The organism is Nocardioides silvaticus, assembly GCF_003160695.1.
In the GTDB taxonomy this organism is placed as follows: domain Bacteria; phylum Actinomycetota; class Actinomycetes; order Propionibacteriales; family Nocardioidaceae; genus Nocardioides; species Nocardioides silvaticus.
Genome location: NZ_QGDD01000004.1, coordinates 216659 through 230355, shown reverse-complemented (window position 1 = coordinate 230355; position 13697 = coordinate 216659). Strand labels below are relative to the sequence as shown.

Genomic DNA, 13697 nt, shown 5'->3' with positions numbered 1-13697 from the left:
AGGTGTGAGCATGGCAGTCGAGCTCCGCATCTTCACCGAGCCGCAGCAGGGGGCGTCGTACGACGACCTGCTCGCGGTCGCCCGCACCGCCGAGCAGCTCGGTTTCGGTGCGTTCTTCCGCTCCGACCACTACCTGACGATGGGCGGCGACGGGCTGCCCGGTCCGTCGGACGCGTGGACCACGCTGGCCGGCCTGGCCCGCGACACGTCGACCATCCGCCTCGGGACGCTGATGACGAGCGCGACGTTCCGCCACCCCGGCGTGCTCGCGATCCAGGTCGCCGGCGTCGACGCGATGAGCGGCGGCCGGGTGGAGCTCGGCATCGGCGCCGGGTGGTTCGAGCGGGAGCACTCCGCCTACGGCATCCCGTTCCCCGACACCCAGGAGCGCTTCGCGCGGTTCGCCGAGCAGCTCGAGGTGGTCACCGGCCTGTGGTCGACGAAGCCGGGGGAGACCTACGACTTCGCCGGCACCCACTACCAGCTGAGCGAGTCGCCCGCGCTGCCCAAGCCGGCGCAGGGCATCGGCCACGCCGGAGGACCGCCGGTCATCATCGGCGGTCGCGGCAAGCGGCAGACGCCCGCCCTGACCGCCCGGTACGCCGACGAGTTCAACCTGCCGTTCGTCGACGAGGACTTCACGAAGACCCAGTTCGCCCGGGTCCGAGCCGCCTGCGAGGAGGCCGGCCGGGACCCCGACGGACTCACCTGGTCCAACGCGCTCGTCGTCTGCGTCGGCCGGGACGAGGCCGAGGTCGAGCGCCGCGCCGCCGCCATCGGCCGCACCACCGAGGACCTGCGCGCCAACGGCGTCGCCGGAACCCCGCAGGAGGCGATCGACACCATCAGCCGGTTCGCCGCCCTCGGGTCCCAGCGGATCTACCTCCAGGTCCTCGACCTCTCCGACCTCGAGCACGTGCACCTGATCGCCGAGGAGGTCATGCCGCACGTCTGACGTGGCGTGGTGCGGCGCAGGTCGGGCGTGGGGATAGCCTGGGACCATGACTTCCGCCCCCTTCGGCACCGTGCTGACCGCGATGGTCACGCCCTTCGGCGAGGACGGCTCGGTGGACTTCGACGCGCTCCAGCGGGTCGCCCGCCACCTCGTCGACCACGGCCACGACGGGCTGGTGGTCTCCGGGACCACCGGCGAGTCCGCCACGACGACCAAGGAGGAGGACGGCGAGGTCCTCGCCGCGGTGAAGGACGCGGTGGGCGACCGGGCCAAGCTGGTCGCGGGTGTCGGCACCAACGACACCAGCACCTCGATCTGGCTGGCCCAGCAGGCGACCAAGGTCGGCGCCGACGGCGTGCTGCTCGTGACGCCGTACTACAACAAGCCGGGACCGCGCGGCATCCTCCACCACTTCCGCCAGGTCGCCGACGCCGGTGACCTGCCGGTGATGCTCTACGACGTGCCGGGTCGCACCGGCAGCCAGATCGCCATGGAGACCTACGAGGAGGTCGCCGGGTGGGAGCAGGTGGTCGCGGTCAAGGACGCGGTCGGCGACATGGCCCGCGGCGTCCGGATCAGGGACCTGGGCTACGCCGTCTACTCCGGTGACGACGTCCTCAACCTGGCCTGGCTGGCGCACGGCGCGGCCGGGTTCGTGTCGGTCGCGGGCCACGTGGTCGGCGACCAGCTGCGCGCGATGTACGACGCCTTCCACCACGGCGACCCGATGGCCGCGCTCGACATCTTCACCGGCATGCTGCCGGCGATCGACGCGATCATGGGCCGGCCCAGCTACGGCGCCACCGCGGCCAAGGCCGCGCTCGAGCTGATCGGTGTCCTCGACAACCGCCGGGTGCGGTCGCCCCTCGTCGAGCTCGACGACAGCGAGCTCGACGATCTCCGCGCCGGTCTCGAGGCGGCGGGAGTGCTGGGTTGAGCCACTCACACCCCGAGCTCGGCACCCCGCCGGAGCTTCCCGCCGGCGGCCTGCGCGTCACCCCGCTGGGCGGCCTCGGCGAGGTCGGCCGCAACATGACGGTCTTCGAGTACGACGGCCGCCTGCTCATCGTCGACTGCGGCGTCCTGTTCCCCGACGAGCACCACCCCGGCGTCGACCTGATCCTCCCGGACTTCACGCCGATCCGCGGCCGGCTCGACGACGTCGAGGCGCTGGTGCTGACCCACGGCCACGAGGACCACATCGGCGCGACGCCGTACCTCCTCCGCGAGCGGGAGGACATCCCGCTGGTCGGCTCTGAGCTCACGCTCGCGCTGCTCGGCGGCAAGCTCCGCGAGCACCGGCTCAAGCAGCCCGCCTACCACAAGGTGGCCGAGGGCGACCGGATCAGCTTCGGACCCTTCGACCTGGAGTTCGTCGCGGTCAACCACTCGATCCCCGACGCGCTCGCGGTGGCCATCCGCACCGGCGCCGGACTGGTGCTCCACACCGGCGACTTCAAGATGGACCAGCTGCCGCTGGACGGCCGCATCACCGACCTGCGAGCGTTCGCGCGGCTCGGCGAGGAGGGGGTCGACCTGTTCCTCACCGACTCGACCAACGCCGAGGTGCCGGGATTCACGACCGCCGAGAAGAAGATCACGCCGGTGCTCGACCAGGTCTTCCGCGAGGCCGACCAGCGCATCATCGTGGCCTGCTTCGCCTCCCACGTGCACCGCGTGCAGCAGATCCTCGACACCGCTGTCGCCCACGACCGCAAGGTCGCGTTCGTCGGCCGCTCGATGGTGCGCAACATGGGCGTCGCGCGCGACCTCGGCTATCTCACGATCCCGCCCGGCGTGATGGTCGAGGCCAAGGAGCTCGCCGACCTTCCGCCCGAGCGCCAGGTGCTGATCTCGACCGGCTCCCAGGGCGAGCCGATGAGCGCGCTGGCGCGGATCGCCAACCGCAGCCACAACTTCGTCCACCTCGAGTCCGGCGACACCGTCGTCCTCGCCTCCAGCCTGATCCCCGGCAACGAGAACGCCGTCTACCGGGTGATCAACGGTCTGTCCCGCTGGGGGGCCCGCGTGGTCCACAAGGGCAACGCGCTCGTCCACGTCAGCGGCCACGCCAGCGCCGGCGAGCTGCTCTACTGCTACAACATCGTGCGACCGCGCAACGTGCTGCCGGTGCACGGCGAGATCCGGCACATGCTCGCCAACGGGGCGCTCGCCCAGCAGGTCGGCGTCGAGAACGTCGTCTACGCCGAGGACGGCGTCGTCGTCGACCTCGTGGAGGGGCACGCGTCGGTGACCGGCAAGGTCGACGTCGGCTACGTCTTCGTCGACGGCCAGTCGATCGGCGACGTGACCGAGGCCGAGCTCAAGGACCGCCGGATCCTCGGCGAGGAGGGCTTCATCTCGGTGATCGTGGTCGTCGACTCGGTCGCCGGCAAGGTCTCGGCCGGCCCCGAGATCCATGCCCGCGGCCACGCCTGGCGCGACGAGGACTTCGAGGCCATCAAGCAGCCGATCGTCGACGCCGTCAACGGCCTGCTCGCCGAGGGCACCGACGACACCTACCAGATGCAGCAGGCCGTACGACGCACGATCGGCCGCTGGGTCTCCGGCACCCATCGCCGCCGGCCGATGATCATCCCGGTCGTCGTCGAGGCGTAGAACAGGACGAGCTCGACCACCACTGCGGACAACGGCCCCCGCCCTCCTCTCGGAGAGCGGGGGCCGCTTCGTCGGTCAGCCCTGGCGGGCTACTTCTTCCTCACCGTGACCGTGAACGTCTGGCTGCTCTTCTTGAACGAGGAGTTGCCGACGTACTGGGCGACCAGGGTGTTCTTGCCGACCGGGAGGTCCGCCTTGACCTGGAGGGTCGCAACGCCGTTGGCGTTGAGCCTGGCTCCCTCGAGGACCTTGCCGCCCTTCTTGACCTGGACGCGACCGGTGGGGGTCTCCTCGGCGGTCACCTTGACCCGGACGGTGAAGGTCTTGCCCTTCTTCACCGTCTTCGGCTTGACCGACTGCACCTTGGTGGTGGTCGCGACCGGCCCGGCGGGGGCGTCCTCGCAGACAGTGACGGCCACGTTGTCGACGTACCAGCCGTCGACGCCGTTGCAGCCGTCACGACCCATGTCGAACCGGAACTGGACCTCTTCGCCGGCCAGCAGCCCGAGCTTGCCCAGGCTCACCACCGAGGTGCCCCACGAGCCGGTGGCCTCGCCACCGTCGGTCCCGGTGAACCCGGCCTGCCCGGCGAGGGGGTTGGTGTTGCCCTCGGCCAGGGTGTTGATCTGGCCGTGCGGCCCGTTGAGGATCCACGCGTCCGCGGGGATCTCCTCGAACGTGTCGCCGCCGTCGGTGCTGAACTTGACGTTGCCGCCGTCCCAACCCGACTCGGTCGCGACCAGGTGCTCGAAGGAGAACCGCGCCGACTTGCCCTCCGGCACGGTGATCACCGGCGAGGTCAGGCCGTCGCGCGACGACTCGTCCTCCTCGTCGCCGAGGCAGCTGCCGGTGCTCGGGTCCGCGGAGTAGATCACCGTCGACTGCGGGTGGTCGCCACCCGGGATGTCGGTGGTCTCCGGCAGGTCGGTGGTGGTCTCCCACGGGTGCGAGACGGCGCCCGAGCCGTACGCCGGGTGCGAGAAGAACTCCACGTCGGCGGTCCACTCGCCCAGACCGTCCTCGAAGTCCTCCGACCAGGTGGTCGTCGTCACCGTGTCGTCACCGCAGGTGAGCTTGCCCTTGTCCAGCATCGGCTGGAAGTTGCACTGGGTGGGCTCCACCCGCAGCTCGGTCTCGGCGATCGCGTCGGCCACCTCTGCACAGTCGTCGGCGGTGATGTCCTCGGCGCGTTCCGCCACCGCCTCGCCGTCCGAGCCGTCGGCCTCCGTCGGGTTGCCGAGGGTGACCTCGTTGATGGGCTGGCCGGTCAGGTCGGCGCACGACGTCTCCAGGCCGTCGGCCAGGTCGACGAAGTTCGACGTCGGCGTCAGGTAGTTCGTCTGGGTGTGCCAGAAGATGTTCGCCGCCTTGTCGAGACCGATCGCCTCCACGCCGCCGGGCTCGAGCCCGTCGACGAGGATCGCGAACGTGCGGTTGACGACCCCCGAGTTGGAGTGCACGCCGCCGCTGTCGCTCTCGTCGCAGTGGTACTCCTCGTCAGAGACCGCGCCCGGGTGGCCGTAGCAGCTGGGGTTCCACATGTCGCGGATCGCACCGCCGAACGACGGGTCGGACTCGCCGGACAGCCAGCGGTAGGTCTCGTCGGACTCGGCCGGGACGGCTGCGATCGTGAAGTCGACGGGCTCACCGGCGGTCTTGAACCGGGTGCCGTCGGCCTGGGTGACCATCACGCCGTAGATGTCGGTGGTGCCGCTCATCGAGATCGGCGCCCGGTCCGGTGCGTTGTCGCCCACGACGATGCCCTCGGCACCGGCGTCGGCGGCGTTCTCGGCCTTCATCGCGAACGTGCACTCACCGCGATCGACGTAGACCCAGCTGCCGGCGATCTCGTCGGCGTTGGTGAACGCGAAGCACCCGTTGCCGGTGGAGTTGTCGACGGTGCCGTCGGGCAGGGTGCCGGTCGTGTCGACACCGACCACGGCAGTGCCGGTGACCGGCGTCTGGCCGAACACGGGACCGAACGAGGCGGGTGCCGCGGTGCACGCACCGGCCACCGAGGCAGGAGCAGTGATCTCCATGGTGATCGGCGACCGGGTGTAGTCCGAGCAGGTGCCGGGGGTGCGGAGCACCGGGTCGGCCTGGGTCTCGCCGCCCTCGTTGTGCCGGTCGTTGAGCATGTCGACCGTCTCGCCCCAGATGTCGGAGTAGGCCTCGTTCATCGCGCCCGACTGCCACTGGTAGATCAGGCCCGAGGTGTACTCGGTGTAGGCGTGACCCCACTCGTGGGCAACCGTGTCGTCACCGGTGACGCCGTCGCAGTAGTTCGTGCTGACGCCGTTCCAGTTCGCGTTGGGGCAGTTGATGCCCGGGTCGTTGTTGACGGTGATCATCCGCGCACCCTCGCCGTCGTACGAGTCACGACCGAAGGTGTTCTTGAACATCCAGTAGGCCTCGGCGGTGCCGAGGATCTCGTTCTGCTGGTCCTCGTCGAGCGTGCCGGGGAACTCCTCGCCCTCCCTCCACACGACGGCGGGGTCCTGCTCGCCGTCGTAGGCCTCGATCAGCAACCGGTCGAGGGCGTGCGCCATCATCGACCAGCGGTTGAGGTACTTGCCGGTCAGGGCGTCGATGATGACCGTCTCGCGGACCGTCTTCTCGTTGGTCACCTCGAGGACGTAGGCCAGCCGCGACTCTCCCTTGATCCCGCGGGTCGAGCCCGTCCGGTAGATCATCAGGTCGTTCGACGCGACCTCGAGCCCCTTCGTCGCGGCCTCCGGGAGGCCGTCCTCGTAGCCGGAGGGGCGCTCCGTCACCATCTCCAGCGCGCGGTCGGCGGCCTGGTCCGCGGTGACCCGCGGCTCGGTGTCGATCCTCGCGTCGGGGACGACGAAGCCGTTGACCGCGGTGAGGTCACCGGACTTGTCGACGTGGGCCTTCAGCTCGGCGGCGAAGACGGGGACGCCCTGGTAGCTCTGGGTGTAGGTGACCGACCAGCCGTAGCGGTCGCTGGCGACCTCGGCCCGCTCGAGCTGGCTCGCCGGCACGCCGAAGGCGTTGGAGAACCGGTCGACGTACGCGTCGGCCTTCCCGATCGCCTCGCCGCGGTTGTCGGCGGCGACGCCGGGCAAGAGGTCCGTACGCGCGTTCCGCGCGCCGATGAAGCCGACCTTGCCGGTGGCGCGGTTGTTCCGGACAGCGACCTTTCCGTCCGCGGTGTCCTTCATCCGACCGACGATCGACGGGTCCGACGGCGCCGCCGCGGGGGCTGCCGCGGCCGTGAGCGCCGGTGGTGCTGCCAAACCGGCAGCGACGAGAGCGAGACCGAGAGTGATACTCCGGCCCCGGTTGAGAATCTTCACCGAGTGATCCCTTCCGAGGATGTATTTCCGGGAGATGCGGGCAACGAGCCACGCACCTCCGGCACCTTAGAAGCGCCTGAGAGGTTGGTCCACCCCCAACACGCCGTGGTGTTTGGGACGGCGACACGCTCGTGTGATCCGTGGGGCCGATGTGACGAATGAGTAGGGTCGCACCATGGCGACCCGTACGTCTTCCCCGACGCGGTCGCGCAGCCGGAGCACGTCCACGAAGTCAGGCAGCACCAGGACAGGCAACAGCTCGCGATCTCGTAGTACAGCCAAGAAGCGACCGACCGCGAAGCGCAGCACTGCCAGCCGTCGGCCGGCGCCTCGTGCTGTCCGCAACGGGCCCGGTCCGGTGTCGCAGATGTTCCGGGCGCTGGCCCGGGCCGTCGCCGCGGTCTGGCTCGGCATCGCGCACGGCGTCGGCGCGGTGGTCCGCGGCATCGTCGGGGGCGCCAAGGAGATCGAGCCCGAGCAGCGCCGCGACGGTGTCGGGCTGCTGCTCGTCGGTCTCGCGTTCGTCGTCGCCGCCGGTGTCTGGTTCGAGGTGCCCGGCGGGGTCATGGACTTCGTGCGCACCGTCGTCGCCGGGTCGGTGGGCAAGGTGGGCTGGCTGGTGCCGTTCCTCGTGCTGCTCGCCGCCTGGCGGGTGATGCGCGACCCGGTCGCCAACGGACCGGTCGGCCGGCAGGTGATCGGCTGGACCACGTTCGCGTTCGGCCTCCTCGGCATCGTCCACATCGCCAACGGCAGCCCGCAGCCGGTCGCCGGCGACACCACGCCGTTGCGCGAGGGCGGGGGAGCAGTCGGCTACGTCGTCTCCGCGCTGCTGCTCGACCTGCTGCGGTCCTCCGCGGTCGTCGTGCCGCTGCTCGTGCTGCTCGCGTTCTTCGGCGTTCTCGTCATCACCGCGACGCCGCTCTACCGCGTGCCCGACCGGCTGCGCGACCTCGGCGACCTGGTGCTGGGCCGCGAGCGCGCGACCGACGACAGCGAGCCCACCCAGCCGATCCGCACCCGGCGCGGCAGGGGCAAGGGCGGGACCGACGAGACCCTCGACCCGCTGATGGGCGACCCGGCCTACGACTCGCCGCTGCTGGCCGAGCCGCCGAAGAAGCGCCGGGGCCGGAAGGCGGCCGCCGACGTCGAGGAGTCGATGGCGCTCGAGACGCCGATCGACGTACCCCTGGCGGACGAGCCGCAGGCCGTGCCCGACCACGAGACCGGCGAGCTCGAGCCGCCGCCGCACGCCCAGCTGCCGCAGCGCGTCGAGCAGCTCGCGCTGTCCGGCGACATCGCCTACTCGCTCCCGACCAGCGACACGCTCAAGCCCGGCTCGCCCCACAAGGCGCGGTCGAAGGCCAGCGACGAGGTCGTCGAGAAGCTCACCCAGGTGCTGGAGGAGTTCGGCATCGACGCCCAGGTCACCGGCTACACGCGCGGTCCGACCGTCACCCGCTACGAGATCGAGCTCGGCACCGGTGTGAAGGTGGAGAAGATCCTCGGCGTCTCGCGCAACATCTCCTACGCCGTCGGGTCCGAGGACGTGCGGATCCTGAGCCCGATCCCCGGCAAGTCCGCGGTCGGTGTCGAGATCCCCAACGTCGACAAGGAGATCGTCTCCCTCGGTGACGTGCTGCGCTCCAACGCGGCGCGCAACGACCACCACCCGATGGTCGCCGGGCTCGGCAAGGACGTGGAGGGCGGCTTCGTCGTGGCCAACATGGCGAAGATGCCGCACCTGCTGGTCGCCGGTGCGACCGGCTCCGGCAAGTCGAGCTTCATCAACTCGCTCATCACCTCGATCCTCATGCGGTCCACGCCGGACGAGGTGCGGATGATCATGGTCGACCCCAAGCGGGTGGAGCTGAACAACTACGAGGGCGTGCCGCACCTGATCACGCCGATCATCACCAACCCGAAGAAGGCGGCGGAGGCGCTGGCCTGGGTGTGCCGCGAGATGGACCTGCGGTACGACGACCTCGCCAACTTCGGCTTCCGCCACATCGACGACTTCAACAAGGCCGTGCGCGCCGGCAAGGTCGAGGTGCCCGCCGGCAGCGAGCGCGTGCTGACGCCGTACCCCTACCTGCTGGTGATCGTCGACGAGCTCGCCGACCTGATGATGGTCGCGCCGCGCGACGTCGAGGACTCGGTCGTCCGCATCACCCAGCTGGCACGGGCCGCGGGCATCCACCTGGTGCTGGCGACGCAGCGCCCGTCGGTCGACGTCGTCACCGGTCTGATCAAGGCGAACGTCCCGTCCCGGCTGGCGTTCGCGACCTCGTCGCTGGCCGACAGCCGCGTCATCCTCGACCAGCCCGGTGCAGAGAAGCTGGTCGGTCAAGGTGACGGGCTGTTCCTGCCGATGGGTGCGTCCAAGCCCATAAGAGTCCAGGGCAGCTGGGTCACCGAGGCCGAGATCCACCAGGTGGTGCGGCACTGCAAGTCCCAGCTGGAGCCGACCTACCGCGACGACGTCACCGCGCCGCAGAGCAGCGGCAAGGTGCTCGACGACGACATCGGCGACGACATGGACCTGGTGGTCCAGGCGATCGAGCTGGTCGTGTCGACGCAGTTCGGCTCGACGTCGATGCTGCAGCGCAAGCTCCGCGTCGGCTTCGCCAAGGCGGGCCGGCTGATGGACATCCTCGAGAGCCGCGGCGTCGTCGGGCCCAGCGAGGGCTCGAAGGCACGCGACGTGCTGGTGAAACCCGACGAACTCGACTCCGTGATCGCGACCATCCAGGGGGAGTGACGGACATGAACGACGAGATCCTCGACCCGACCCACGGCCCGACTGATGCGGCGTCGCCGCAGCAGGTGGAGGTCCGCCGCAACGTCGTCCTCTCGGGGATCGTCGGGCTGCTCGCCGCCGGGCTGACGGTGGCGTTCGCGGTCCGCGCGCTCGGCGACGGCACCGCCCTCGACTGGGCGCTCTTCGCCGTGCTGGCGGTCATCACGCTCACCCACGCCGCCGCGGTCGCCGACGGGCGCGCGCCACTGCTCGTCGCCGACGGGCTCGGCGTCCGGCTCCGCGAGGGTGCGGAGTGGCAGGGCATCGCGTGGGACGACGTCGAGTGCCTCGAGCACCTGCCGCGCCGGCTGCCGTTCCACGACGGGCACCTACTGGTGGTGGGGGAGAGCGGTCAGCAGCTGATCGTGCCGCTGACCCTGGCGACCCGCGTCGCCGGCGCCGACCCGAGCACCCTCAGCGACGAGCTCGCCGCGCTGGCCGACGGTCGTGCCGACGTCGTCGAGGTGGTGCCGGGTCTCGCGGAGGAAGACGACGTCCCGGTCGGCCACGACGGGCCGGCCACCCCGGAGATCGAGCCCGACGCCGTCCAGCTGTCGGAGCCGTCCGTCACCCGCAGCGAGATCGGTCCGCTGTCCGAGGACACCGTCAAGCTGGAGCGCCGCGGGATCGCCGCCGAGGTGGAGCGCCGGTTCCACTCGCCGCTGGTCCCGCCCGCGAGCGAGGATCCCGAAACCCCGGTGGACACGGCGGATGCGGACGTCGAGGACACCGTCGACACCATCGACCCGGTACTGGCCGACGCCTCGACCGACGAGATCGACCCGGTCCCGCCGGCGCCCGAGCCCGGCCGTGCGGTGAGCGCGCCGGCGCGCGTCGACCGACCGCGCTTCGGCGGCTTCCTGCGCGGCTCGAGCGCCGGCGCGGGCGACACCGGCTCGCACCCGACGATCGGCGCCAACGCGCTGGCGAGCGACCCGGTCGCCGACGACCCGCAGCCCGAGGCGGTCGAGCACACGCTGACCGTCGTCCTCGACGACCTCGCCGTGCACCCGGCCACCGAGCCGGTCATCGGCCCGCAGCTGGAGGCCGCGCGCGACCGGCTGCGGCTGACGATCGACCAGCTCTCCGACCGCACCCGGATCCGCCCGCACGTCATCGAGTCGATCGAGGTCGACGACTTCGGGCCGTGCGGCGGCGACTTCTACGCCCGCGGCCACCTGCGCACCCTGGCCCGCGTGCTCGGGGTCGAGGCCGGCCCGCTCATCGCGACGTACGACGAGAAGTACGCCGATGCCCCCGTCGACCCGCGCCGGGTCTTCGAGTCGGAGCTCGCGACCGGGGTCGGCGGCTCGATCCGCGGCACCCGCGGCGGCCGGAACTGGTCGGTGCTGGTCGCCGCGATCATGGCGGCCGTGCTGCTGTGGTCCATCGCCAAGCTGGTCATGGACGGTCCGGTGCCGCTGGACGAGCCGGAGACGCTCAACCTCAGCGGCGGTCCCAACGGCAACGGCAGCGGCAAGGTCCCGGCGGTGCCGGTGGTGCTCACCGCCACCGCTGGCGGCGCCAAGGTCGTCGTCCGCGACGGGCGCGGCGTCATCGTCTACGACGGTCCGCTGGCGTTCGGGCAGACGGCCGACCTCGAGGTGGTGCCGCCGGTCCGGCTCTGGACGTCGGACGGCTCGGTCACCGCTGCGGTCGACTGCAAGGACGCCGCTCCGCTCGGCGAGACCGGTGTCGAGGCCAGCAAGACCCTCGCCGCCTGCTGACCGGCGTTTCGCGCCCGGGCGGGGCGAGCCGCCATACTGACGGGTAGCCATGAGTGAATCGTCCGCGCCGCTGTCCGTCGCGCTGCTCACCCTCGGGTGTGCGCGCAACGACGTCGACTCCGAGGAGCTGGCCGGTCGGCTGGCGGCCGACGGCTTCGCGCTCGTCGAGGACCCCGAGGACGCCGACACGGTCCTGGTCAACACCTGTGGGTTCGTCGAGGCCGCCAAGAAGGACTCGATCGACACCCTGCTCGCCGCCGCGGACCTCAAGGAGACCGGCAGGCCCCAGGCCGTGGTGGCGGTGGGGTGCCTGGCGGAGAGGTACGGCGCCGAGCTCGCCGACTCCTTGCCCGAGGCCGACGCCGTGCTCGGGTTCGACGACTACACCGACATCGCCGCGCGGCTGCGGTCGATCGTCGCCGGCGACCGGCCGCACCCGCACACCCCGCAGGACCGGCGGAAGCTGCTGCCGATCAGCCCCGCGGAGCGGCAGGGCACGACCGGGGTCTCGACAGGCTCGACCACCGAGGCGTTCCGCGCCCGGCTCGACTCCGGCCCGATGGCCGCGCTCAAGCTCGCCAGCGGCTGCGACCGGCGCTGCACGTTCTGCGCGATCCCCATGTTCCGCGGCTCGTTCGTCAGCCGCCGGCCCTCCGACGTGCTGGTCGAGGGTGCGTGGCTGGCGAGGCAGGGCGCTCGCGAGCTGTTCCTCGTCTCGGAGAACTCGACGTCGTACGGCAAGGACCTCGGCGACCTCCGGCTGCTCGAGACGCTGCTGCCCGAGCTCGCGGCGATCGACGGCATCGAGCGGGTGCGGGTGTCCTACCTGCAGCCCGCCGAGACCCGCCCCGGACTGATCGAGGCCATCGCCACGACGCCGGGCGTCGCGCCGTACTTCGACCTCTCCTTCCAGCACGCCAGCAACACGGTGCTGCGCCGGATGCGCCGCTTCGGTGACCCGGAGAGCTTCCTCGGCCTGCTCGACCAGGTGCGGTCGCTGGCGCCGGAGGCCGGCGTCCGGTCCAACGTGATCGTCGGGTTCCCCGGCGAGACCGAGCGCGACCTCGAGATCCTCTGCGACTTCCTCACGGCGGCCCGGCTCGACGTCACCGGCGTGTTCGGCTACTCCGACGAGGACGGCACCGAGGCCGAGTCGTTCGACGGCAAGCACGACGAGGACGAGGTCCGCGCCCGGCTGGCGCACGTCACCGACCTGGTCACCGCGCTCAACGCGGACCGGGCCGAGGAGCGGATCGGCAGCACCGTGGAGGTGCTGGTCGAGGAGCTGGACACCGACCTGCCGGGTCACGTGGAGGGCCGGGCGGCCCACCAGGGCCCGGAGGTCGACGGCAGCACGCTGGTGCGGGGTCTCGACAGGCTCGGCCAGGAAGTGAAGACCGGCGACCTGGTGCGGGCCGTCGTGGTCGAGAGCGACGGGGTCGACCTGGTCGCGGAAGCGACGGGAGACAAGCGATGACGACGCCGGAGACCACGACCCAGAAGCCCAGCAACTGGAACCTCCCGAACGCGCTCACCACGCTCCGGATCCTCTCGGTCCCGTTCTACGGCTGGGCACTGCTCGTCGAGGACGGCGACTCGATCACCTGGCGCACGGTGGCCTACGTGATCTTCTTCCTCGCGATGGTCACCGACAAGATCGACGGCGACATCGCCCGCAAGCGCAACCTGATCACGAACTTCGGCAAGATCGCCGACCCCATCGCCGACAAGGCGCTGACCGGCATGGCCTTCATCGGCCTGTCGATCATCATGGACACCTGGTGGATGTGGACGATCACCGTCATCGTGCTGGTGCGCGAGTGGGCGGTCACGCTGCTCCGGCTGTCCGTCCTCAAGTCCGTCGTCATCGCCGCCGCCGAGATCGGCAAGTGGAAGACGATGGCCCAGGCGCTCGCCCTCGGCCTGCTGACGCTGCCTCTCCTCGAGGTCGGTGACGAGGTCAGCTGGCTCGACGTCCCGGGCGAGGTGGCGTACGTCGTCGCGCTCGTCCTCCTCGGCATCGCCTTCGTGCTCACCCTGGTCTCGGGCTACCAGTTCTTCCGCGACGTCTGGCGGCAGCGCCACGACATCCGGTCTCGGTGAAATTCAGGTTTCGTCACGAAATAGTTGCGTCACGTTTCCGCCGATTCCTTGCGCACGAGTCGGTGGTCGCCCTTAAGGTCAGGTCACTTCCCCACGTCCTGCTCTGCTGGTTGGCTCGGCACGCCTACGTCGCAGGTCTTCCTTCTGTTGCGTTCGTACCCGTGGAAAGTGCC

The 13697-nt window shown here is 70.7% G+C and carries 8 protein-coding genes; 7 read left to right on the top strand and 1 reads right to left on the bottom strand.

Going from position 1 to position 13697, the window contains the following annotated elements; translation table 11 throughout:
• The first annotated feature begins 10 nt into the window (after positions 1 to 10).
• The 3 genes from DJ010_RS11010 to DJ010_RS11000 are packed head-to-tail and all read left to right on the top strand — an operon-like array spanning position 11 to position 3574.
• Positions 11 to 955 carry an LLM class F420-dependent oxidoreductase gene (locus DJ010_RS11010; protein ID WP_109693714.1) on the top strand — a complete coding sequence of 315 codons (945 nt, stop codon included), beginning with the start codon at positions 11 to 13 and terminating at the stop codon, positions 953 to 955.
• A gap of 46 nt (positions 956 to 1001) precedes the next feature.
• Positions 1002 to 1892, top strand: a complete 891-nt coding sequence (gene dapA, locus DJ010_RS11005; protein ID WP_109693713.1) for a 4-hydroxy-tetrahydrodipicolinate synthase — start codon at positions 1002 to 1004, stop codon at positions 1890 to 1892.
• Positions 1889 to 3574 (top strand): ribonuclease J, encoded by a 1686-nt coding sequence (locus tag DJ010_RS11000; RefSeq protein WP_109693712.1) that lies wholly within the window; start codon positions 1889 to 1891, stop codon positions 3572 to 3574. Before dapA ends, DJ010_RS11000 begins: the two co-directional genes overlap by 4 nt.
• Before the next feature lie 89 nt (positions 3575 to 3663).
• Here DJ010_RS11000 and DJ010_RS10995 read toward each other — a convergent pair whose 3' ends face one another.
• Positions 3664 to 6759: a M4 family metallopeptidase gene (locus DJ010_RS10995; RefSeq protein WP_109693711.1), complete on the bottom strand. Its 3096-nt coding sequence runs from the start codon at positions 6757 to 6759 to the stop codon at positions 3664 to 3666.
• A 310-nt stretch (positions 6760 to 7069) separates the two neighbouring features.
• Between DJ010_RS10995 and DJ010_RS10990 the strand changes: the two genes are divergently transcribed.
• Genes DJ010_RS10990 through pgsA form a run of 4 tightly spaced genes read left to right on the top strand, consistent with a single transcriptional unit; the run spans position 7070 to position 13524 of the window.
• Entirely contained in the window at positions 7070 to 9655 is a 2586-nt protein-coding gene (locus DJ010_RS10990) for a DNA translocase FtsK (RefSeq protein ID WP_109693710.1), read from the top strand.
• Between the two features lie 5 nt (positions 9656 to 9660).
• Positions 9661 to 11421: a helix-turn-helix domain-containing protein gene (locus DJ010_RS22425; protein WP_211318744.1), complete on the top strand. Its 1761-nt coding sequence runs from the start codon at positions 9661 to 9663 to the stop codon at positions 11419 to 11421.
• Between the two features lie 49 nt (positions 11422 to 11470).
• Positions 11471 to 12898, top strand: coding sequence for a 30S ribosomal protein S12 methylthiotransferase RimO (gene rimO / locus DJ010_RS10980; RefSeq protein WP_109693709.1), 1428 nt, complete (start codon positions 11471 to 11473; stop codon positions 12896 to 12898).
• The gene (gene pgsA, locus DJ010_RS10975; RefSeq protein ID WP_109693708.1) at positions 12895 to 13524 is read left to right on the top strand and encodes a CDP-diacylglycerol--glycerol-3-phosphate 3-phosphatidyltransferase; all 630 of its coding nucleotides are present in this window, start codon (positions 12895 to 12897) and stop codon (positions 13522 to 13524) included. The genes rimO and pgsA overlap by 4 nt, the downstream gene beginning before the upstream one ends.
• Positions 13525 to 13697 lie beyond the last annotated feature (173 nt).

What these genes read in the sequence shown, in the direction of transcription:
- DJ010_RS11010 (WP_109693714.1), top strand. Translation starts at nt 11, where the DNA reads ATGGCAGTCGAGCTCCGCATCTTCACCGAGCCGCAGCAGGGGGCGTCG.
- dapA (WP_109693713.1), top strand. Translation starts at nt 1,002, where the DNA reads ATGACTTCCGCCCCCTTCGGCACCGTGCTGACCGCGATGGTCACGCCC.
- DJ010_RS10995 (WP_109693711.1), bottom strand. Translation starts at nt 6,759, where the DNA reads ATGAAGGACACCGCGGACGGAAAGGTCGCTGTCCGGAACAACCGCGCC.
- DJ010_RS10990 (WP_109693710.1), top strand. Translation starts at nt 7,070, where the DNA reads ATGGCGACCCGTACGTCTTCCCCGACGCGGTCGCGCAGCCGGAGCACG.
- DJ010_RS22425 (WP_211318744.1), top strand. Translation starts at nt 9,661, where the DNA reads ATGAACGACGAGATCCTCGACCCGACCCACGGCCCGACTGATGCGGCG.
- rimO (WP_109693709.1), top strand. Translation starts at nt 11,471, where the DNA reads ATGAGTGAATCGTCCGCGCCGCTGTCCGTCGCGCTGCTCACCCTCGGG.
- pgsA (WP_109693708.1), top strand. Translation starts at nt 12,895, where the DNA reads ATGACGACGCCGGAGACCACGACCCAGAAGCCCAGCAACTGGAACCTC.